The organism is Kitasatospora sp. NPDC023385, from assembly GCF_055664045.1.
The window spans coordinates 12,432-31,744 of record NZ_JBVOOL010000038.1 but is presented as its reverse complement, the minus strand read 5'-3'; the positions used below and the strand labels follow the sequence as shown (position 1 = coordinate 31,744).

The 19,313-nt window shown below is 72.9% G+C and carries 25 protein-coding genes; 19 read left to right on the top strand and 6 right to left on the bottom strand.

The window, feature by feature from the left end; all coding sequences use genetic code 11:
• The first annotated feature begins 43 nt into the window (after window positions 1-43).
• The 12 genes from AC0B61_RS33780 (at window position 44) to AC0B61_RS33725 (ending at window position 8,159) form a co-directional block, all read left to right on the top strand.
• On the top strand, window positions 44-328 hold the full coding sequence (locus tag AC0B61_RS33780) for an acyl carrier protein (RefSeq protein WP_471745804.1): 285 nt from the start codon (window positions 44-46) through the stop codon (window positions 326-328).
• Window positions 329-331: 3 nt separating this feature from the next.
• On the top strand, window positions 332-1,363 hold the full coding sequence (locus tag AC0B61_RS33775; protein WP_471745802.1) for a hypothetical protein: 1,032 nt from the start codon (window positions 332-334) through the stop codon (window positions 1,361-1,363).
• Window positions 1,356-2,231, top strand: coding sequence for a tryptophan synthase subunit alpha (locus AC0B61_RS33770; protein ID WP_471745800.1), 876 nt, complete (start codon window positions 1,356-1,358; stop codon window positions 2,229-2,231). Before AC0B61_RS33775 ends, AC0B61_RS33770 begins: the two co-directional genes overlap by 8 nt.
• Window positions 2,225-2,599 carry an ectoine synthase gene (locus AC0B61_RS33765; protein ID WP_471745798.1) on the top strand — a complete coding sequence of 125 codons (375 nt, stop codon included), beginning with the start codon at window positions 2,225-2,227 and terminating at the stop codon, window positions 2,597-2,599. Before AC0B61_RS33770 ends, AC0B61_RS33765 begins: the two co-directional genes overlap by 7 nt.
• A gap of 179 nt (window positions 2,600-2,778) precedes the next feature.
• On the top strand, window positions 2,779-3,924 hold the full coding sequence (locus AC0B61_RS33760) for an acyl-CoA dehydrogenase family protein (protein ID WP_471745796.1): 1,146 nt from the start codon (window positions 2,779-2,781) through the stop codon (window positions 3,922-3,924).
• Window positions 3,921-4,700: a phosphoribosylanthranilate isomerase gene (locus AC0B61_RS33755; RefSeq protein WP_471745794.1), complete on the top strand. Its 780-nt coding sequence runs from the start codon at window positions 3,921-3,923 to the stop codon at window positions 4,698-4,700. The genes AC0B61_RS33760 and AC0B61_RS33755 overlap by 4 nt, the downstream gene beginning before the upstream one ends.
• Window positions 4,697-5,395 (top strand): beta/alpha barrel domain-containing protein, encoded by a 699-nt coding sequence (locus AC0B61_RS33750; protein ID WP_471745793.1) that lies wholly within the window; start codon window positions 4,697-4,699, stop codon window positions 5,393-5,395. Before AC0B61_RS33755 ends, AC0B61_RS33750 begins: the two co-directional genes overlap by 4 nt.
• The gene (locus tag AC0B61_RS33745; protein WP_471745791.1) at window positions 5,392-6,318 is read left to right on the top strand and encodes an alpha/beta fold hydrolase; all 927 of its coding nucleotides are present in this window, start codon (window positions 5,392-5,394) and stop codon (window positions 6,316-6,318) included. The genes AC0B61_RS33750 and AC0B61_RS33745 overlap by 4 nt, the downstream gene beginning before the upstream one ends.
• A gap of 235 nt (window positions 6,319-6,553) precedes the next feature.
• Window positions 6,554-6,796: a hypothetical protein gene (locus AC0B61_RS33740; RefSeq protein WP_471745789.1), complete on the top strand. Its 243-nt coding sequence runs from the start codon at window positions 6,554-6,556 to the stop codon at window positions 6,794-6,796.
• Window positions 6,793-6,945 carry a hypothetical protein gene (locus AC0B61_RS33735; protein WP_471745787.1) on the top strand — a complete coding sequence of 51 codons (153 nt, stop codon included), beginning with the start codon at window positions 6,793-6,795 and terminating at the stop codon, window positions 6,943-6,945. Before AC0B61_RS33740 ends, AC0B61_RS33735 begins: the two co-directional genes overlap by 4 nt.
• 152 nt (window positions 6,946-7,097) lie before the next feature.
• Window positions 7,098-7,466 (top strand): VOC family protein, encoded by a 369-nt coding sequence (locus tag AC0B61_RS33730; RefSeq protein WP_471745785.1) that lies wholly within the window; start codon window positions 7,098-7,100, stop codon window positions 7,464-7,466.
• A 282-nt stretch (window positions 7,467-7,748) separates the two neighbouring features.
• Entirely contained in the window at window positions 7,749-8,159 is a 411-nt protein-coding gene (locus AC0B61_RS33725) for a hypothetical protein (protein ID WP_471745784.1), read from the top strand.
• A 72-nt stretch (window positions 8,160-8,231) separates the two neighbouring features.
• Here AC0B61_RS33725 and AC0B61_RS33720 read toward each other — a convergent pair whose 3' ends face one another.
• Window positions 8,232-8,438: a DUF397 domain-containing protein gene (locus AC0B61_RS33720; protein ID WP_471745782.1), complete on the bottom strand. Its 207-nt coding sequence runs from the start codon at window positions 8,436-8,438 to the stop codon at window positions 8,232-8,234.
• Window positions 8,428-9,267 (bottom strand): helix-turn-helix domain-containing protein, encoded by an 840-nt coding sequence (locus AC0B61_RS33715; protein WP_471745780.1) that lies wholly within the window; start codon window positions 9,265-9,267, stop codon window positions 8,428-8,430. The genes AC0B61_RS33720 and AC0B61_RS33715 overlap by 11 nt, the downstream gene beginning before the upstream one ends.
• Window positions 9,268-9,383: 116 nt before the next feature.
• Here AC0B61_RS33715 and AC0B61_RS33710 point away from each other — a divergent pair, with 116 nt between their 5' ends.
• From AC0B61_RS33710 to AC0B61_RS33690, 5 genes are all read left to right on the top strand, one after another.
• Window positions 9,384-9,581, top strand: a complete 198-nt coding sequence (locus AC0B61_RS33710; protein ID WP_471745778.1) for a hypothetical protein — start codon at window positions 9,384-9,386, stop codon at window positions 9,579-9,581.
• Between the two features lie 23 nt (window positions 9,582-9,604).
• Window positions 9,605-9,832: a hypothetical protein gene (locus tag AC0B61_RS33705; RefSeq protein ID WP_471745776.1), complete on the top strand. Its 228-nt coding sequence runs from the start codon at window positions 9,605-9,607 to the stop codon at window positions 9,830-9,832.
• Between the two features lie 76 nt (window positions 9,833-9,908).
• Window positions 9,909-10,376 carry an NUDIX domain-containing protein gene (locus AC0B61_RS33700; RefSeq protein WP_471745774.1) on the top strand — a complete coding sequence of 156 codons (468 nt, stop codon included), beginning with the start codon at window positions 9,909-9,911 and terminating at the stop codon, window positions 10,374-10,376.
• A gap of 507 nt (window positions 10,377-10,883) precedes the next feature.
• Window positions 10,884-11,423, top strand: a complete 540-nt coding sequence (locus tag AC0B61_RS33695) for a hypothetical protein (protein WP_471745772.1) — start codon at window positions 10,884-10,886, stop codon at window positions 11,421-11,423.
• A 39-nt stretch (window positions 11,424-11,462) separates the two neighbouring features.
• Window positions 11,463-12,308, top strand: coding sequence for a HEAT repeat domain-containing protein (locus AC0B61_RS33690; protein WP_471745771.1), 846 nt, complete (start codon window positions 11,463-11,465; stop codon window positions 12,306-12,308).
• A gap of 316 nt (window positions 12,309-12,624) precedes the next feature.
• Here the strand turns inward: AC0B61_RS33690 and tnpA are convergent, their stop codons facing one another.
• Window positions 12,625-13,053: an IS200/IS605 family transposase gene (tnpA, locus tag AC0B61_RS33685; RefSeq protein WP_471745769.1), complete on the bottom strand. Its 429-nt coding sequence runs from the start codon at window positions 13,051-13,053 to the stop codon at window positions 12,625-12,627.
• A 50-nt stretch (window positions 13,054-13,103) separates the two neighbouring features.
• On the opposite strand from tnpA, the gene AC0B61_RS33680 reads away from it, so the two are divergent.
• Complete coding sequence (locus AC0B61_RS33680; RefSeq protein ID WP_471745767.1) at window positions 13,104-14,318, top strand: RNA-guided endonuclease InsQ/TnpB family protein; 1,215 nt, start codon at window positions 13,104-13,106, stop codon at window positions 14,316-14,318.
• 217 nt (window positions 14,319-14,535) lie between these two features.
• On the opposite strand, the gene AC0B61_RS33675 is transcribed toward AC0B61_RS33680, so the two are convergent.
• The 3 genes from AC0B61_RS33675 to AC0B61_RS33665 are packed head-to-tail and all read right to left on the bottom strand — an operon-like array spanning window position 14,536 to window position 17,407.
• Window positions 14,536-15,234: a DUF6875 domain-containing protein gene (locus AC0B61_RS33675; RefSeq protein WP_471745766.1), complete on the bottom strand. Its 699-nt coding sequence runs from the start codon at window positions 15,232-15,234 to the stop codon at window positions 14,536-14,538.
• Window positions 15,231-15,917 (bottom strand): hypothetical protein, encoded by a 687-nt coding sequence (locus tag AC0B61_RS33670; protein ID WP_471745764.1) that lies wholly within the window; start codon window positions 15,915-15,917, stop codon window positions 15,231-15,233. The genes AC0B61_RS33675 and AC0B61_RS33670 overlap by 4 nt, the downstream gene beginning before the upstream one ends.
• Entirely contained in the window at window positions 15,914-17,407 is a 1,494-nt protein-coding gene (locus tag AC0B61_RS33665; RefSeq protein WP_471745762.1) for a pyridoxal phosphate-dependent decarboxylase family protein, read from the bottom strand. Before AC0B61_RS33665 ends, AC0B61_RS33670 begins: the two co-directional genes overlap by 4 nt.
• A gap of 335 nt (window positions 17,408-17,742) precedes the next feature.
• Between AC0B61_RS33665 and AC0B61_RS33660 the strand changes: the two genes are divergently transcribed.
• Window positions 17,743-19,293: a multicopper oxidase family protein gene (locus AC0B61_RS33660; RefSeq protein WP_471745760.1), complete on the top strand. Its 1,551-nt coding sequence runs from the start codon at window positions 17,743-17,745 to the stop codon at window positions 19,291-19,293.
• The last annotated feature ends 20 nt before the right edge of the window (window positions 19,294-19,313 follow it).

The following is a 19,313-nucleotide window of genomic DNA, read 5'->3' as shown; positions in this document are numbered from 1 at the left end:
ACCCGCATCCCTATTTCCGTACTCACGCAAGGGAGTTGCCGCCATGAGCAACGTCACCCAGATCAAGCGCTTCCTCATCGAGGAGTTCCTGCCCGACGTCACCCCCGAGCAGCTCGCCGACGACCACGACCTGCTCTCCGACGGCGTCATCGACAGCCTCGGCGTCCTCAAACTCATCGCCTGGGTCGAGGACCACTTCGCCCTGCCCGTCGACGACACCGACCTGGACCCCAACAACTTCCGCTCGGTCACCGCGATCGACGCCTTCATCACCGAACGCCGCACCGCCGCCACCGCCACCGCGGCCACTGCCACGGTGGGCGGCTGAGCGATGCACCCGGCCCTCACCGCACTCCTCGCCGGGCGCCCGGTGCCCCTGGACGCCTGGCGCTCGTGGTGGGACCAGCTGGAACACCGCCCCCTGGGTCCGGCCCGCGACAGCGACCGGGCCCAGGCGGCGGCCCTGCTGGCCAGCCTCACCACCCGCCTGCCCGACCCGGGCACCCTCGCCGCCCTCACCACCTCCCTCACCGAACGCGCCCCCCACCCCGGCCCCGCCCACCCCGCCAGCGTCAACATCGTGGGCACCGGCGGCGGCCCGGCCACCTTCAACCTGTCCACCGCCGCCGCCCTGACCGCCGCCAGCATCGGCGTGCCCGTCGTCAAGACCGGATCGCGCGCCTACACCGGCACCACCGGCTCCATCGACCTCCTGGAACGCCTGGGCATCACCCTGACCTCCAGCCACGCCGCGACCGCCGACCACCTCGCCGACCACGGCATCGCCTTCGCCGGCCCCCACGTCTACCCGCCCGCCCTCACCCGCCTGGCCCGCATCCTCTACCCCCTCACCCTCAAACCCTTCGGCGCCTTCCTCAACACCCTGGGCCCGGTCCTGGCCGCCGTGCCCGTCACCGCCCAGCTCACCGGCACCAGCACCACCGCCTCCCTGGACGCGCTGCGCCACCTCGCGCCCACGGCGGCCGGCCGCACCGTGTGGCTGGCCCACAACAGCGCCGGCGCCGACGAACTCCTGCCCTTCGCCGACAACACCCTGCACACCCCCGACGGGGCGATCCACCTGCCCGCCGGCTCCGTCGCCCCCGCCACCGGCACCCTCGCCGACCTCGCCCCCCACCCCGACGACCTCACCGGCCACTTCCTGCGCGCCCTCGCCGGGCAGGCCGGCGCCACCGCCACCCACACCATCGCCCTCAACGCGGCCGCCCTCGCCCTGGCCGGCGGCCGCCACACCCGCTGGGCACCCGCCTACACCACCGCCCTGGACGCGCTCGCCGACGGCGCCCCCCGCGCCCTCGCCGAACGCCTGCGCGCCCGCCACCGGGAGGCAGCCGGTGTCTGAGCCCCTCTTCCCCCCCGGCGGGACGGGCCTGGCGGTGTTCCTCAACGCCGGCGACCCCCCCGGGCGCCTGGCCGACCTCGCCCTCATGCTCGACACCCAGGGCGTGGACGTCCTCGAACTCGCCGTCCCCTTCCCCCACTCGCCCACCGACGGCCCCGTCATCCGCCGCTCCGCCGCCCGCGCCCTCCAGGCCGGCACCACCCTGGACACCGTCCTGGCCGAACTCGCCGACCTCACACCGCGGTTGACCCGCCTCAAAGTCGCCCTGCTCGCCGACTGGAGCCACAGCCTGCGCCACCGCGACCCCGCCGCCACCGCCCGCGCCATCACCCGCGCCGGAGCGGCCGCCCTGCTCGTCCACGCCCTGCCCCCACGCCTGCGCCCCGCCTGGCAGCACGCCCTGCGCACCGAAGGCCTCCCGCAGGTCACCACCTGCTACCCCGCCTCCACCCCCGAGGTCCGCACCGCCGCCGCCCGCGACGCCACCGGTGCCTACGTCTACCTCGTCGCCCACTACGGCCGCTCCGGCACCGCCCCCGCCACCGGCCACCGCGCCCTCGCCGGCACCGTCACCGCCCTGCGCGCGGCCGCCCCCGGCGTCCAGGTCGCCGTCGGCTTCGGCGTCAGGACCGCCGCCGACCTGGCGGCCGTCGCCGACAGCGGCGCCGACGCCGCGATCACCGGCTCCGCCGCCGTCGCCCGCCTCGAACACGCCCACACCGAAGGCCTCGACCCCGTAGCGGAGTTGCGCGCCTTCCTCACCGACCTCCGCCCCACCCGTCCCCCCTACCGGGACGCCCCCGGCGGACGCACCACCACCTCGACACCCGCCCGCACCACCACCCGAGAGGACCACACCGCATGCTGATCCGCGACATCGCCGACGTGAAGACCGTCGAGTGGGGCAACGGCCTGTCCCGCCGCTTCCTGGTGGCCGGCGACGGCCTCGGCTACAGCCTCACCGACACCATCGTCAACGCCGGCACCAAGTCCCGCCTGGAGTACCGCAACCACCTCGAGGCCTGCTACTGCATCGCCGGCTCCGGCGAGGTCATCGACATGGACGGCACCTCCCACCCCATCACCCCCGGCCGCCTCTACGCCCTCGACCGGCACGACGCCCACTACCTGGTCGCCTCCCCCCACGAGGACCTGCGCCTGGTCTGCGTCTTCTCCCCGGCCCTGCGCGGCGACGAGGTCCACCAGCTCGACGCCCACTCCTCCTCCGCCTACTGAAAACCCCCGGGCCGAGCCCTGGGCCACGGCCCCCAGGCCGAGCCCCCGGGCACGGCCCCTGGGCGAGGCCCCCGGGCCCCAGGCGGGACCTGCTGTTCAGACGAGCGCCGGCGCCCCGAGCGCCGGCCTGCCACCCCGGGCCCCCACACGGGCGGGCCCGGGAGGAAGGCGGCAACACCGTGATCCGCTGGAACGCCGACCAGAAGGCCCTGCGCGAAGGCCTGGCCCGCTTCGGCGACGACCTGAGCGCCGGCCACATCGAAGGCGACGAACAGGGCGCCTTCTCCCACGACAAGTGGCGCCTGATCCAGAAGAGCGGCATCCTCTCCCTGCCCTTCGACGAACGCTACGGCGGCCTGGGCCAGTCCCTGCTCACCACCATGTACGTCCTCGAAGGCCTCGGCCACGCCTGCCGCGACGGCGGCCTCAACTTCTCCGTCACCACCTCCATCGCCTCCACCGGCGTGCCCCTGCAGGCCTTCGGCTCACCCGCCCTCAAAGAGGCCTACCTGCCGCGCATCGCCTCCGGCGAGGCGATCGGCGCCCACGCCATCACCGAGTCCGACAGCGGCTCCGACGCCATGCGGATGCGCACCCGCGCGGTCCGCGAAGGCGACCACTTCGTCCTCACCGGCGCCAAGACCTTCGTCTCCAACGGCCCCGTCGCCGACGTCATCGTCGTCTACGCCCGCACCCACCCCCAGGGCGGCGCCCTCGGGGTCACCGCCTTCCTCCTGGACGCCGACACCCCCGGCCTGACCTGCGGCAACCCCATCAAGAAGATGGGACTGCGCACCTCCCCGCTCTCCGAGCTCTACCTCGACGCCGTCCGCGTCCCCCGAGACCGCGTCCTGGGCCGCGTCGGCGGCGGCTTCATGGTCCTGGACCACGTCATGAAACGCGAGATCCTCTACTCCTTCATCGTCAACACCGGCGAGATGCAGCACCGCCTGGAACGCTGCCTGGACTACGCCAAGACCCGCATGTCCTTCGGCAAGCCCATCGGCTCCTACCAGTCCGTCGCCAACAAGGTCGTCGACACCAAGATCCGCCTCGAAACCGCCCGCAAATGGCTCTACGACACCGCCCAGCGCCTCGAAGCCGGCGACAACGTCACCATCGACATGGCCATCGCCAAACTCCTCACCAGCGAATCCAACCTCGCCACCTCCCTCGCCGCCGTCCAGGTCTTCGGCGGCAACGGCTACATGTCCGAGTACGGACTGGAGAAGGACGTCCGCAACGCGGTCGCCGGCACCATCTACTCCGGCAGCAACGAGATCCAGTACAACCGCATCGCCGCCATGCTCGGACTGGGCACATGAGCGCCCCCACCGCCCCCACCGCGACCGCCCCCACCGCGACCGCGACCGCCGCGACCGCTCCCGCCCCTGCCGTCGGGCCTGGCCCCGTGCGCTCCGGCCACCTCAAAGTCTGCGGCGCCCGCACCCGCGCCGACCTCGCCCTGCTCGCCGACACCGGCCCCACCCTCGTCGGCCTGTGGCACGGCATCCCCGGCGGCCCCGCCGACCTGCCCGTCGACGACCTCGCCGACCTCGCCGCCACCGCCATCCGCCTGGGCCTGGAACCCGTCCTGGTCACCTTCCTCGACGACGCCCGCCACCTGGCCCGCCTCGCCCGCGCCACCGGCATCCGCTGGATCCAGCTCCACGCCTACCAGAGCCCCGCCCTCGTCGCCGACCTGCGCGAACGACTGCCCTACGCCGTCCTCGTCAAAGTCCTCCACCTCGCCAAAGGACGCTGCCTCGAACGCGCCTTCACCCCCGCCTTCGAACGCGCCGGATGCGACCTGTTCCTCCTCGACACCGTCACCGACGACGGCCGCATCGGCTCCACCGGCCAACCCCTGGACCCCGCCCACGTCCACGCCCTCCTCCCACGCCTGCGCACCCCCTTCCTCCTCGCCGGCGGCCTCGACACCGCCAACCGCGACACCTACCGCACCGTCACCGACCACCCCCTCTACGCCGGCGCCGACATCGACACCGCCGCCCGCGACCGCACGGGCCGCCTCACCCGCGAAGCCGTCACCGCCCTCACCCGCGCCTGGCACCCGCGCCCCCAGGAGACCCCCGCATGACCGCCTTCACCGACGCACTGCTCACCGCCGCCCGCCCCCTGGTCATGGAAGTCAAACTCCGCGACCCCCACGGCGCCGACCTCCTGGGCGAACGCACCGTCACCGACCTCGTCACCCGCTACGAACAGGCCGGCGCCCCCTGCCTGTCCGTCGTCACCGGCCGCTGGTTCGGCGGCACCACCCGCCTGCTGCGCGAGGTCACCGCCGCCACCACCCTGCCCGTCCTGCAGAAGGACTTCCTCACCCGCCCCGCCCAACTCGAAGCCGCCCACGCCATGGGCGCCGCCGCCGTCCTGCTCACCGCCGCCCTGCTGCCCGCCGCCTCCCTGCGACGCCTGGTCGCCTGCGCCCTGGACCTGGGCCTGACCCCCTTCGTCGAGATCACCGACGCCCGCGACCTCGACCCCCTGCCCGACCTGCAGGACTGCGTCGTCGCCGTCAACAACAAGGACATCCGCACCCGCGAACGCGACCACGGCGACCTCACCCGCAGCCTGCGCCTGCTGCCCGCCCTGCGCGCCGCCGGCTGCCGCCTGCCCGTCTCCGCCTCCGCCATCACCGACCCGGCCGACGCCGCCCGCCTCCTGGACGCCGGCTACGCCGCCCTGCTCATCGGCACCTCCCTGATGCGCGCCGGCGACCTCACCGCCTGGCTCACCGCCCTGGACGACGCCCGCACCGGAGCGCCCGCATGAGCGCCGCCGCCGCCCGCACCCGCACCCGCTCCCTGGTCCTCGACGCGGGCGGCACCGCCCTGTCCGCGCTGGTCGCCGAACCCGAACACCGAGCCCCCAAAGCCGTCATCCTCGCCATCCACGGCCGCGGCATGCGCGCCGCCTACTTCGCCGGCCCCGCCCACCCCGACACCAGCCTGCTCACCCTCGCCGCCGACCTCGGCTACACCGTGCTGGCCCTGGACCGCCCCGGCCACGGCGCCTCCGCCCACCGCCTGCCCCAGGGCCAGCTCATCGCCGACCAGGGCGCCACCCTCCACGCCGCCCTCACCGACTACGCCCGCGCCCACCCCGTCGGCGCCGGCGTCCAACTCCTCGCCCACTCCTTCGGCGGCAAGATCGCCCTGCACCTCGCCGCCCACTGGCCCCACGACCCCCGCCTGCCCCTGCTCGGCGCCGACCTCAACGGCCTCGCCCAGCACTACGCCCCCGGCGCCTGGGAGCGCCCCGACGACCTCGCCGGCGGCGGCCGCCTCAACTGGGGCCCCCTGGCCCTCTACCCGCCCGGCACCTTCCACGCCGCCCGCGCCCTGCTCACCCCCGTCCCCGCCCTCGAATCCCGCGAACTGGCCACCTGGCCCGAGCGCTACCGCGCCCTCGCCGCCCGCGTGCGCGTGCCCGTGCGCCTCACCCTCGCCGAACACGAGCACTGGTGGCGCCTGGACGCCGCCGACCGCACCGCCCTGACCGCCGCCTTCCCCCCGGGCCTGGCCCGCCTGACCACCGCCCACGGCGCCGGCCACAACCTCTCCCTGGGCCACGCCGCCCGGCCCTACCACCTGCGCGCCCTGGCCTTCACCGACGACTGCCTCACCCGAGCCGCCACCACCCCCACCCCCGCCCCCGCCCCCGCCCTGGCCGGGGCCGGGGCCGGGGCCGGCTGACCCGGCCCACGGCCAAGGCCCCCTGCGGCCGGGCCGGCCGGCACGGGTGCCGCGTCGGCGATCGGCAGCGCCCGCCCCCGACGGCCCAGGGCCGCGCAGACCGAAGCCGGGCAGCGGCCAGGCCGACAAGGCGATCGGGGACCGGCCCGCTTCCTGACAGGGTGCGGGCACGGCCACCCCCGACGACCAAGAACCGGCCGCGGCCGCACGCGATGCCGACTCACCGTCCTGGGCCGTGCGCGCCGCAGCCGGGCGACGGCTCGCGACATCGGACCGGATCGGCGAGACGGCGGACGTCCCGCACCGCCTCCTCCTGGACACCCACGACACCGCCGCCACCCAGGAGACCGCCCACGCCCTCCTCACCCGCAGGGACACCACCGGCCTGCGCTGCGTCCTGCCGGCCCTCAGCCGTGCGGCCTCGACCTGGACCGCGGACGAGATCCAGACCGCCCTGGACTGCGACCCGACCGGATGACGGCCGAAGGCCTGGACGGGCTGGACGCACGGCTGCACGAACTGGCAGCCGACGAGGACACCGGCGTCCGCGACGAAGCCCGACGGGCCCCCGCCCGCCTGCGGCCACGCGAGGACCAGGCGCGGCAACCGCAACGCGACACCCCCTGACCCCCGGCGCAGGCACCGCCACCGCGGCTGCCGTGGCTGCTGTGGCTGCTCGTGCACCGGGTGCGGGTCGTCCGACGGGGCCGGTTTGCCGATGAGTTCACCGCCCTCCAACGGTCTACCCAGGGACACGACCGTTCTCGACAGGAGGGCCCATGTCCACCATCCAGCCGGTGATCCTCACCGCCCGCCAGGACGTCCTGCTCGCCTTCTACACGGCACTGTTCGGCGCCGAGGAGGTCTTCCGGGTACCGGACCAGGGCCCGGCCTTCTACCTCGGCCTGCGCATCGGCGACACCGACCTCGGCCTGGTGGCCAAGCCCGACCCCGGGACCGGAGCGCCGCCGCGGATCCTGCTCAGCATCGGTGTCGACGACGTCGACGACACGCTCACCCGGGTGGAGGCGCTGGGCGGTTCGGTCGCCGGAGGCCCCAACGACATGCCGTGGAGACAGCGCGTCGCCCACATCCAGGACCCGGACGGCAACCCGCTGAACCTCACCCAGCCGATCCCGATCCGATGACGCTGCGCCGCCGAGCCTCCTGCCGCAGCGGGGGAGCCGGGGGAGTGGGAAGTCGGCGGGGTCGACTTCCCACGCCGGGCGATGGCGGCGCACAACGGCCCGAGAGGGGCGCCGGGTTCACCCAGCCGCCGGTCAATTCCCGTCCGGGGGCGTCTGGAACGCCTTTCAGGACAAGGGCTGTCTGTGTGCGGACATTCGGCGGTGCCAGAAGTTGATCAAGCACCGGTTCCTGCGCGATGATCGGGCACCCAACCCACCCGTTCGCACCCGTAAGAGGCCGCCATGCACAAGACCAGGACCGCGCTCGCCACCCTCGCCCTGCTCGCCACCACAGCCCTGGGCGCCGCACCCGCCCACGCCGGCGACCTGCCGCTGGTCTGCACCAGCAAGCACGGATTCGACAACGGCAGCTTCTACTGCGGCGGCGCCTACGGCGAGGGCGAGAGCCTGTGGCCGCTGAACTCCGGCGACTGGGTGGACTTCGTGATCGGCCTCGACCACGCCGTCTGGTTCCGCACCACCACCAGCGGCTGGAACTCGCTGGGCGGCTACTTCACCGGCAAGGTGACGTTCAGCAAGAAGCTCAACGACCTCAACTTCACCATCAACGCCCTCGGTTCCGACGGCGTCACGACCTGGTCCCGCGACCGCACCCACAAGGGATTCGTCACCGACTGGTACGTCAAGAGCTGACACCCCTGCGGCCGGCCCCCACGGTACGTGTGCGCCGCCGCCCCGGCCCGGGACGGCGGCGCACAAACAGCCTCAGCGGGCGTCGAATTCGCCGGTGCGGACGGCGGTGACGAAGGACTGCCAGGCGTGGGAGGAGAAGGTGAGGGCCGGGCCGTCGGGGTCCTTGGAGTCGCGCACGGGCATGAGGCCGGTGAAGCCGTCGGCGACCTCCACGCAGCCGTTCGACCCGCCGCTGTAGGTGCTCTTTCGCCAACCAGCGTTGGTCAGGTCAACGTGCATCCTCATAGTCCTTCCGTACCGCTCGGATCATCTCCATCGATGCGGCCTGATTCAGTGCCTCGATCTGCAGCCGATCGTAGCCCCTGGCAAGCGGAAGGACAGTGTTGATATCGCGGTCGAGGTATCCACGCAGCTCGGTTTCTGTGTATCCGAGTACTTTGCGGTCGGGCATGGTCAGGAGAATCACAGGAAGTGTGAACGGGCGGTCCTCTCCCAGAGAGAACGGGGCCACCTGGAGGAGGATGTTCGGGGCCGTGGCGAGTTGCTCAAGGTGCAGCAGCTGCTCGATCATCACCTCCGTCCCGCCGACAGGTCGGCGCAGGCAGCTCTCGTCGAGAACTGCGTGGAGCAGGGGCGCCGGTGTGCGGGTCAGCAACTGTTGGCGAGTCATGAGGAAGTTGACCCGTTCCTCGGCTTGTTCGGAAGTTGCAGTTCCGCGCCTGATGTTGGCCGCTTCCCAAGCATCGGCGTAGGTCTGGGTTTGCAGCAGTCCAGACATGATGCCGATCGAGAACAGCCTGACCTCTGCGGCCCGGTTCTCGTAGTTGGCGTACTCGGGGAAGCCCGGTACCAACGCGGTGTGCTTGTGCTGCCACCACATCAGCATCAAAGTCCCGCCCGTTTCCAGGACTTCGTCGGCTTTGGTAGCAAACTTTTCACTCGGGGGTCGACGCGCAAGTTCAACGAACGAGACGTACGACGCGCTGACTCCGCACTTGCGGGCGAGTTGGAACTGCTTGAGGCCTTTCGCCCTGCGTGAGTTGCGGAGTTGGACCGCGAAGGGGGCCCAGGGGCCGGACGCCGGGTCGATCTCCTTGATGTTCACCATGGTCGCTCCAAAACAACGTGCCCACGAAATCAAGTTGTTTGACGCTTCCGATGCTAGGTGACTCCAGGCCACCATGTGCACAGAACGTGAAACATCGATTGCGGAGGGTTCCCCCCATGGACCAAGATCAAGTTCCCCGCCTCCACGGGTACGGGGTGCGCTTCGACCCCGAGGCCCGGCGCTACCGGGTCCGTAACGAGACGACGGGGGAGTGGCTGCGCCAACCGGCCGGTGAGCCGCAGGAGTTCACCTTCTTCGGTGATGCCTACAGTACGTGGCGCCTCTTCGAGGTCCACAAGCGGCCGGGGGAGTGAGCGTGTCCTCCATCCTCTCCCGTGTGACAGCCGAGCAGCGCCGGCACGCCGCCTCCGTGGTGGAGGACCTGGTGTCCGTCCTCGCCCTCGGTGGGGTCAAGTGGCCTTCCGTCGAGGTGGATTGGGAGTACGGCCGGATCACGGGCGACTACCTGGTCGACCTCGGTACGGCCCGTCCGCTCGACCTGCTGCGGGTGGTCGACCTTCTGCGGAAGGGGCTGCGGTACGAGCGCCTGACGTATGACGACTGACGCCCTGGCCCGTCTGCTCTGGTGGGCGGGCTTCTCCCTCATGCTGCTCGCCGCTCTCAGGAAGTGACCCCCCGATATGCGCGATCCCCGCCTTCTCGCCAAGCCGCCGGTGTGCCGGCTCGGCTGCCTGGTCCTCGTCCGCAACCGGCGCGGGGACGTCCTCCTCGTGGATCCGGACTACATGGACGGCCTCATCCTGCCGGGCGGCTCCGCGAAGCCGAACGAGCCGCCGAACGTGGCCGCCGCCCGGCACCTGCACGCCGAGACCGGTCTGCACCTGCGCCTGACCGATGTCGTGGCGGTCGACTTCACCCCGGCCGACCGCCACCTGGAGCGCCTGAACCTGGTCTTCGACGGCGGCACGGTCCGCGACGACACGCCTCTGACGGTGCCGCCGCAGCAGCGCAGTGGCCTGCTGGGTGCCCGCTTCGTCGCCGTCCGTGACCTGCCCGACGTCATGGCGCCCTCCCAGTGCGCCCGCGTCACCGAGGCGTTGGCCAACCGCACCCTGCCCGTCCTCCTCCACGGCCAACGCACGCTCTGACGCCTGGACGGCAGCAGGACTGCCTGCACCTCGACGGCGACCGGGAGTTGCTCGACCTGCTCCTCGCCTGGGAACCCGAGGACTGGGCGTGACGACACGCCACCGCGCACGGACCGGCCGCTCGAACCGCGAACGGTCTCGTACCGAACGGTGGCGGTCTCACCAGACGGCCGACTCCACGGGGCCGGGGTGTGAGGTCCCCTGCGGTCGATTCATCCGGTGACGGGCCCGAGGGATGTCCGGGCAGGGTCGGAGCACAGGGAATCCACCTCCCGGTGATCACCTTCTCGGGACGATCGGCCGCGTGACCACCTTGCCCCGCCTTCCTCACGTCTCGACGCCGTGCACCAGGGCGCTCGGGTGCTCGAGCCTGCTGTTCGCCCTGGCCTCTCCGCTCCTGCTGGTCCTCGAACCCGACCTGCTGCGACCACGCTGGGACGTGATCGCCACGGCGGGGCCGCCCTCGGTCACGTACCGAACGTCGACGACGTCCTGCGGGTCCTGGCGGTGCTCGACCGTTCGGAGCTCGGCGGGTACGTCGACAAGTCAGGCCGCCCGGAACGGTACCTCCAGTGGGAGATGCCCTGTTCGCGGCTGGCGGCGGCACTGCCCTTCGCCGTGCTGTTCGTCCTCATGTACCGGCTGGGCGAACACGCCGATTTCGACGTCCGCCGGATCAACGTGGTGCGCAAGGACGCGCGGGACGGCGAGGTCCCGGCCGTCCGGGTGGTACTCGAAGCCGCCGTACGCGAGGAGACGACCGTCCCGGGCAGCCGACCCGGGTCGGCCACGGTGGAGGCCCGGCACTTCCTGCGCGTGACCCGCCAGGGGGGAAGCCGCACCGCCGAGATGACCATGCTCCCCGGCGTGTACCCGCCGGTGGTGATCGCCCAGCTCGGCCAGGCATCCGGCTGGCTCGTGGCGGCGCGCCGATGGCGGCTCATCCAGGGAGGCATCCCCCTGGCGTTCGTCAGTGACGACGGCTTCTGCGTCTGGGGCGAACTCGGCCACGCCCACACCCGCGCCCACGAACGGGCGTTCCGATAATCCGAGCGGCACCCGGGTCCTCTGGCTATCCTCCAGGGCATGGCCGGTGACGATGACGATCTCGACGTGCTGCGCGCCGCGGCGCTCCTGGACCGGGAGGAGCACGACTACTGGCAGGTCGTCGGCGAGTTCCACGCCCGTTCGGACCGGGCGGCGTTCGACGCCGCGCGCGTGCTGGCCGGCGGCGCGGACCTGCACGAGCGGATGATCGGCCTGAACGTGCTGGGCCAGCTCGGCTGGGCTGCCGGACGCCCGTTCCTGGAGGAGACCCTGCCGGTCGTCATCGAAGCCTGCGCCGACCCGCGGCCCGTCGTGACCGAGTCGGCGGTGGTGGCACTGAGTCACCTCGCCGACCCCCGAAGCCTCGCCACCGTGCTGGCGCAGGTGGACCACCACGACGACGAGGTCCGCGAGGCGGTGGCGCTCACGCTGCCGTCCGTCGCCGGCGAGCCCGCCCGCCCCGAAGCCGTCGCCGCGCTGATCCGCCTCAGTGGCGACCGGTCGCATCGCGTCCGTGACTGGGCGACCTTCGGCCTGCGGCTGGAAACGACGGGTGACGACGAGCAGATCCGCCGCGCCCTGTGGGAGCGGGTGGCCGATCCCGACGCGGAAACGGTCGGGGAGGCGCTGCTCGGCCTGGCCGAGCGCGGTGACCGGAGCATCGTGGCGGCGCTGGGCGCGGCGTTGGAAGGCCCCGACCCCGCCGACAACCTCCTCGTGGCCGCCGCCGTGCTGGCCGCGCCGGAGCTGCTTCCCGTCCTGCGCGGGCTCAAGCAGCAGCAGGCGCCCGGCGACGACGGGCAGGCGCGGGACCTCGACGAGGCCATCACCGCGTGCTCCACCGCGCCGCGCCGCAGCGCCGGCCCGGATCCGCAGGCGCGCTGACCTCCTCCCGCCGGCCGGGACGGTCCGCCCGCGCCTCACCGCCGCCGTCCTCGACGGCGGTCCGCCGACCCCGTCGCCGTTTCACAGCCTCCGCAGGCGCAGCACGCAGGTCAGCATCGGGAGGGTGAACTCGCCCTCGGCGGTCTCCGTCCGGCTCGCGAGGTAGGCGCGGATGCGCCCCAGGGCCGCCTGGCGTTCCCCCTCCGTCCATCCCCGATCTCGCAGGGTGGTATCCCCGGCTTTAGCCGGGGAGGGAATGCATCCTTTGGCCCGGAGCCTCGAAGCGGCGGAGTTCCCTGCGGTTCCGGGGTGACGGTCAGATCGGTTGCTTCTGCCCTTCGATGTACTGGCGGACGATGCTGAGCGGTGCGCCACCGCAGGAACCCGCGAAGTAGGAGCGGGACCAGAAGGCCGAGCCGAGTCCGATGCGGTTGATATGCCCGGTGTACTCGGCACGAAGGTATCGGGAGCTGACGCCCTTGAGCGAGTTGATCAGCTTGGACAGAGCGATCTTCGGCGGGTAGTGCACCAGCAGATGCACGTGGTCGGTCTCGCCGTTGAACTCCCTCAGTTCCGTCTCGAAGCTGGAGCAGACCTCCCGCATGATCTCCTCGCACCTCTTGAGCATGGCGTCATCGAATACTCCTTTGCGGTCCTTCGTGACGAACACCAAATGTGCGTGCAGGTTGTAGGCGACGTGCCGCCCGGTACGGATATCGGGGTTTGGCTCCCAGCGTGGTGACATACCCCAAGCGTAGTATGATCCGCTGTCAGCGCTGAAAGGGGGCAGGCCGGATGATCCGTGCGTACAAATTCCTCATGCGGCCCACCGTGGGCCAGGCGCAGGCTCTCAGTGAGATGCTGCGTGACCACTGCTCCCTCTACAACGGGGCCTTGCAGGAACGCCGGGACGCCTACCGACACCCGTCGAAGACGAGCATCAAGTACGGAATGCAGTCGGCGCAGCTCAAGGAGATCCGGGCGTTCGATCCGCAGCGTCAGGGCCGGTGGTCGTTCTCCTCGCAGCAGGCCACGCTTCGCCGCCTGGACAAGGCATTCACGGCGTTCTTCCGCCGGGTTAAGTCCGGGGAGACGCCCGGCTACCCGCGTTTTCGCGGGGTGAACTGGTTCGACACAGTGGAGTTCCCCAAGGACGGGGACGGCTGCCGGTGGAACAGCACGCCGCACGACCCCGTGACCCGCGTCCGTTTCCAGGGCGTCGGGCACGTCAAGGTCAACCAGCACCGGCCGGTGGTCGGCAGGGTCAAGACCGTGAGTGTGAAGCGCGAAGGCCGTAAGTGGTTCGTCGTGCTGACCGCCGAACAGGAACGGCCCGAACCGCTGCCGCCGACCGGCAGCGTCGTCGGGATCGACCTGGGCATAGCGAACTTCCTCGCCGACTCGGGCGGCGGATTCGTCCCCAATCCGCGCCACGGCCGCACAGCAGCCGCGAAGCTCGAAGCAGCGCAGCAGGCCCTCGCCCGGTTCCCGCGCGTGCGCCGAGACAAGCGCACCGGCAACCACCAGCGAGCCGTGGAGAAGGTCGCCACCCTGCACGGCAAGGTCCGCCGCCAGCGGCTCGACCACGCCCAAAAGACCGCTCTCGCCCTGGTCCGCGCGCACGACCTCATCGCGCACGAAGACCTCAAGATCCGCAACATGACCAGGACGCCCGCGCCCAAGCCCGACCCCGGAACGCCGGGCGTGTTCCTGCCCAACGGGGCGGCGGCCAAGGCCGGACTCAACAAGTCGATCAACGATACCGGTTGGGGGGTGTTCCTCACGATCCTCACCAGCAAGGCTGAGAGCGCCGGTCGGGAAGTGATCGCCGTGGACCCCCGCAACACCTCCCGGCGGTGCCCCGAATGCGGGCACACCGCCAAGGAGAACCGGCCCACCCAGGAGAAGTTCCACTGCGTCGCCTGCGGCCACACGGCGCACGCTGACACAGTGGGAGCCGTCAACGTTCTACGGGCCGGGCTGGTCCGTCGCGACGCCAACCCGGCCTAGCGAGAAGCCCCCTCGTTCACGAGGAGGAGGAGTCACGACCAGCATCCCCGCGCGCGTCGCGTGGGTCGCGACGAGGGAGTCGGCGCTACGGCGCTGCCCGTACGGGAAGCAGGCCTGTCCCGGCGAGCCGAACCGGGCGGTGGCCGGGGTGGGAGGGGGCGCGCGCGGAGCCGGGCGCCGGCCGGCTCCGCGCGCGCAAGGGGGGGGAGGGGCGGCCTCAGGCGGCGGCCCGCTGGTGGGCGCGCACGCTGGTGACCAGCTGGTCGCGGATGCGGGCCGGGACCTCGGGCGCGAAGCGGGCCAGGTAGTGGTCCAGGTGCGTCTCGTCGCCGGTGAGGAACGGCAGGTCGAACACCAGCAGCTTGCGCACCGCCAGCAGCGGCACCGGCGCGCGCAGCGGACGGAAGGAGCGGTTCCACAGGCCCGGCTCCTCGCACACCGGGTGGAACTGGCCGATCATCAGGCCCTGTTCGACGAAACCGTCCTTGGCCTTGCGCTGCGCCTCGTCCAGCGCGGTGGAGTCCGCGCGGTCCACACCGGGCAGGACCAGCAGGACGGTCAGCAGCTCGCGGTCGGACTCCTCGGCCAGCTCCGCCAGCAACTCCTCGTAGCGGGCGCGCAGTTCGCTCACCAGCGCCGGCAGGTCACACCCCCCGCTGCCCCCGCTGTCCCTGTCGTCGGTGTCGTCGTCGGCGACGGCGATGTGGAACAGGCCGCGGCGCAGCGAGGGCTGGGTGTAGGGGCACACCGGGCCGCTGCGGCCCAGGTCGGGGTGGGCGGTGGTGAGGAAGCGGCGGGCCCAGTCGAGGACTTCGGCGGCCTCGGGGTGGGCGGCGGCGTCGCCGGCGTCGATGCGCTCGGCGCTGAACAGGCGCAGGACACCGGCCCCGGCGGGGGCGGGGGCGGGGGCGGTCATCGGGGGCCCCGCCACATCGGGGCCAGGCGCGGGCCGCCGCCGGGCAGGGCGATGGCCTCGCCGAAGCGGGTGAAGCCGTGGGTGGTGCACAGGTGGGCGCCGCCCTCGGAGCTGGTCTCGGCGTAGGCGGCCTGGCCGGCGGCGTCGACCCGCGCCAGGACGGCGTCCAGCAGCGCCCCGGCGGCGCCGGCGGTGCGGGCTTCGGGGCGCACCCCGACGAACGCGAGGTAGTGGTGGGGGCGGTGGCGCGGGTGGCGGCGCGCCTGCAGGGCGGTGATGGCGGCCAGGCGGCGGGCGCACTCGCCGTGGTGTCCGGCGTCGACGGCCTCGGCCAGGGCGCGGGTGGCGGCGCCGTCGGCCTGGCCCGGGTCCTCCCACACGCCCGGGGGCAGGAACAGCAGCGCCCCCAGCAGCCGCCCGTACGCCGTGTCCTCGTGGGCGACCAGGACGCCCTGGTGGGCCAGGCACTGCTCGACGTGGACGCGGAAGAAGGCGGGCAGCACCCGCGCGCGGTGGTCGGGGTCGGGGAAGGCCCAGAGCATCAGCGCGTCGTCGGCGAAGGCGTCGGCGAGCAGCCGGGCCAGGGCGGGCGCCTCGTCAAGGCGGGCCTGGCGTACGGCGGTGCGTACGGCGGGCCGCGCGGCGGTGCCCGCGGCGTCGGGCGGGGCGGTGGCGGTGGTCAACGGACACTCTCCTCGGGCGAGAGGACGGACGAGGGGACAGGAGAGGGAGCAGGAGAGGGAACGGAAGAGGAGGCAGGGGAGGGAACAGGGGAGGGCACGGGAGCGGCGGCGGGCGGTTCGGCGGCCAGGGCGGCGACGCGCGCGTGCAGGCGCGGCACCCACGCCTCGGCCTCCGGCTTGATCAGCACGCTGCGCAGCACCCGGGCCCCGTCGGCGTCCGCCGTCACGCCCCGGTGGCGGCGGGCGAAGTCGGCGGCGTCCACGCGCAGCACGCTCAGGTACACGGGGTCGTGTTCGTCGGCCATGCCCCGGCGCAGCACGCGTTCGCTGCCGGCGTCGATCGCGGACAGGGTGGGCGCCCCGGCGGGGGTGGGGAAGTAGGTGACGATGTCCAGCTGCGGGCGCTGGTGCAGGGTCAGTTCGCCGCTCGCCTCGATCCGGTCGGCCCAGGCGAGGGCGGCGCGCCGGCTCGCGGCCAGGCCCGCGCCCAGGCCCTGGGCGGTCAGCGGCAGCAGTTGCAGGGTCAGCCACAGGGCGGCGGCCGGTGCGCCGGCGCGGGAGCATTCCAGGCTGATCTCGCCCAGGTGCAGGTCGGCGTCGGTGAAGTAGGTGTACGGGGAGTCGTGGGCGAAGTGGCGGCCGATGGCCGGGTCGGCGAACAGCACCGCGCCGCAGCCGTAGGGCTGCAGGCCGTGCTTGTGCGGGTCGACGGTCACCGAGTCGCAGCCGGCGATCGCCTGCCACGGCGCGGCGTCGATGCCCAGCGCCGCGGCCTGGGCCCGGTCGCCGGCCAGCAGCGTGAAGAACCCGCCGTAGGCGGCGTCCACGTGTACCCGCGCCCCGTACCGGCGGGCCAGCGCCAGCACCTCGTGCACCGGGTCCACCGCGCCGAGCCCGGTGGTGCCGCAGGTGACGACGACCGTGCCCACCCGGCCGGTGCGCAGCAGTGCCTCCAGCGCCTGGGGGTCCATGCGCCCTTCGGCGTCGGCGGGCACCGCGTGGCCGGTGACGCCCAGCACGTGGCACATCCGGCTGTGGGTGTAGTGGGCCTGGCTGCTGTACGCGACGCCCCGCCCCGGGTGGCTCTGGCGCGCCACGTACAGCGCCTCCAGGTTGGCGATGGTGCCGCTGCTGGTCAGGTGCCCCACGTGGGCGGGCAGGCCGAACATGGCGGCGAGCGCGGCCACGCACTCGCGTTCCATGTCGTTGGTGGCCGGGCCGCCCTCGTAGGCGTGGTTGTTGGGGTTGAAGCGCATCGCCGTCAGGTAGCCGACCAGCGCCGCCGGGTGCGGGGGCTTGACCATCTGCCCGGCGTAGCGCGGGTGGAAGAACGGGTAGTTGTGCTCCAGGCGCTTGGCGAAGCGCTCGAACGCGGCGGTGAAGTCCGCCTCGTCCACCAGGTGCGAGGGGTGCGCGGCGAAGGCCCCGAACCGATCCCCCCACCGTTCGGCCACCTCGGCCGCCTTCGGCAGCCAGTACCGCAGGTCCACGCTCCGGCCCTTCCCTTCGAGTGCCCCGCGAGCCCGCCGGGCCCGGGGCTCCTTGGTGTTGCGAGCGTTCCTCGAGTGCGTCCCGAGCCACGGTGGAGGCGCCGCGCAAGGCGCCCGCAACACGCCCAGCTCACCGCGCCGCCCCGCCCGCACCCGCCCCCGCCCCGTCGGCACCCGCCCCCGGCGTACCGGCCCCGCACCGCGCGCGCCGCCCCAGCCGGACCCCAACGGCACGCAAGGCGGCACTGCTGCAATCACCCCCGGACAAGCCCGGACACGGCCGCCCCGGCACCCGCCGGGCCGGGCGGGGGAGCAGCATGCGGGAGGAACGCGCGATGGTGACCAGACGCAGGATGATCGGCGCCGCCCTGGCGACCGGGGGAGGGGTCCTGCTCGCGCGCACCACGCTCCGCCCGGCCGCCTCCGCCGCCTCCGCCGCCGATGCCGCCGCCTCGGCCGACGCGGCTTCCTCCGTGCGGGACACCGAAGCCGCCGCCGGCGCGCACACCCACCCGCCGGGCACCGACGCCCCCGACCCCGGCCCGGACGCCGGCCCCGCCCTGGCCGGGAAGTTCACCACCGCGCTGCCACTGCCCCCGGTCCTCAGCCCGGTCTCCACCGACGACGGCGCCGACACCTACGCCGTCACCATGCTCCCCTCCTCCGCCCGCATCCTGCCCGGCCACCGCACCCCGGTCCTCACCTACAACGGCGCCTTCCCCGGCCCGGTCATCCGCGCCCGCTCCGGACGGCCGGTGATCGTGCGCCAGACCAACCTGCTGGACGACGCCGTCTCCGTCCACCTGCACGGCGCCCGGGTACCCGCCGACAGCGACGGCGGCCCGATGAACCTGCTCGCCGCCGGCGCCACCCGCACCTACACCTACCCCAACGACCAGCCCCACGCGAGCCTGTGGTTCCACGACCACGCCCACCACATGGAGTCCGAACACGTCTACCGGGGCCTGGCCGGCACCTACCTGATCACCGACGCCACCGAGAGCGCCCTGCCCCTGCCCTCGGGCCGCTACGACCTGCCCATCGCCCTGCGCGACGCCCGCTTCGACGCCTCCGGCGCCCTCGTCTACCGCATGGACGACCCCTTCAACCGCACCACCATCCTCGCCAACGGCCGCCCCTGGCCCAAGGTCGAGGTCGCCGCCCGCCGCTACCGGCTGCGCCTGCTCAACTCCTCCAACCTGCGCTTCTTCTCCCTGCGCCTGGCCGACGCCGGCCCCATCACCCAGATCGGCTCCGACGGCGGCCTGCTCGAACGCCCCCACACCACCGACACGATCGACCTCTCACCCGGGGAACGCGCCGACGTCGTCATCGACTTCTCCCGCTACCGGGTCGGCACCTCCGTGGTCCTCACCAACTCCCTGCCCCCCGGCCCCGCCGAACACGTCGGCCAGGTCCTGCGCTTCGACGTGGTGCGCTCCGCCCCCGACCCCAGCAGCGTCCCCGACCGGCTGCGCACCCTGCCCGCCCTGGGCCCGGCGGCCCGCGAGCGCACCGTGGTGCTGAAGGTCGAGGACAACCCCGGCGCCGCCCCGCGCGGCCTGATCGACGGCAAGGCGTACGACCCGGCACGGGTGGACGCGGCGGTGGCCTTCGGCACCTCGGAGATCTGGACGGTCGTCAACGCCAACACCGACGTCCCGCACAACTTCCACCTGCACCTGGTGCAGTTCCGCGTCCTGGCCCGCAACGGCAAGGCGCCCGGCCCCGAGGAGGCCGGCCTCAAGGACACCGTGCGCCTGATGCCCGGTGAGAGCGTGCGCCTGCAAGCCGCCTTCGACTCCTACCGCGGCCGCTACCCGTACCACTGCCACCTGCTCGACCACTCGGCGATGGGCATGATGGCGCAGATGGAGATCAGCTGACACCGACCGCCCCGGAGTCC

Coding starts and splice junctions, on each gene's coding strand:
- AC0B61_RS33780 (WP_471745804.1), top strand. CDS start 44: ATGAGCAACGTCACCCAGATCAAGCGCTTCCTCATCGAGGAGTTCCTG.
- AC0B61_RS33775 (WP_471745802.1), top strand. CDS start 332: ATGCACCCGGCCCTCACCGCACTCCTCGCCGGGCGCCCGGTGCCCCTG.
- AC0B61_RS33765 (WP_471745798.1), top strand. CDS start 2,225: ATGCTGATCCGCGACATCGCCGACGTGAAGACCGTCGAGTGGGGCAAC.
- AC0B61_RS33755 (WP_471745794.1), top strand. CDS start 3,921: ATGAGCGCCCCCACCGCCCCCACCGCGACCGCCCCCACCGCGACCGCG.
- AC0B61_RS33750 (WP_471745793.1), top strand. CDS start 4,697: ATGACCGCCTTCACCGACGCACTGCTCACCGCCGCCCGCCCCCTGGTC.
- AC0B61_RS33745 (WP_471745791.1), top strand. CDS start 5,392: ATGAGCGCCGCCGCCGCCCGCACCCGCACCCGCTCCCTGGTCCTCGAC.
- AC0B61_RS33735 (WP_471745787.1), top strand. CDS start 6,793: ATGACGGCCGAAGGCCTGGACGGGCTGGACGCACGGCTGCACGAACTG.
- AC0B61_RS33730 (WP_471745785.1), top strand. CDS start 7,098: ATGTCCACCATCCAGCCGGTGATCCTCACCGCCCGCCAGGACGTCCTG.
- AC0B61_RS33725 (WP_471745784.1), top strand. CDS start 7,749: ATGCACAAGACCAGGACCGCGCTCGCCACCCTCGCCCTGCTCGCCACC.
- AC0B61_RS33720 (WP_471745782.1), bottom strand. CDS start 8,438: ATGCACGTTGACCTGACCAACGCTGGTTGGCGAAAGAGCACCTACAGC.
- AC0B61_RS33715 (WP_471745780.1), bottom strand. CDS start 9,267: ATGGTGAACATCAAGGAGATCGACCCGGCGTCCGGCCCCTGGGCCCCC.
- AC0B61_RS33710 (WP_471745778.1), top strand. CDS start 9,384: ATGGACCAAGATCAAGTTCCCCGCCTCCACGGGTACGGGGTGCGCTTC.
- AC0B61_RS33700 (WP_471745774.1), top strand. CDS start 9,909: ATGCGCGATCCCCGCCTTCTCGCCAAGCCGCCGGTGTGCCGGCTCGGC.
- AC0B61_RS33690 (WP_471745771.1), top strand. CDS start 11,463: ATGGCCGGTGACGATGACGATCTCGACGTGCTGCGCGCCGCGGCGCTC.
- tnpA (WP_471745769.1), bottom strand. CDS start 13,053: ATGTCACCACGCTGGGAGCCAAACCCCGATATCCGTACCGGGCGGCAC.
- AC0B61_RS33680 (WP_471745767.1), top strand. CDS start 13,104: ATGATCCGTGCGTACAAATTCCTCATGCGGCCCACCGTGGGCCAGGCG.
- AC0B61_RS33675 (WP_471745766.1), bottom strand. CDS start 15,234: ATGACCGCCCCCGCCCCCGCCCCCGCCGGGGCCGGTGTCCTGCGCCTG.
- AC0B61_RS33660 (WP_471745760.1), top strand. CDS start 17,743: ATGGTGACCAGACGCAGGATGATCGGCGCCGCCCTGGCGACCGGGGGA.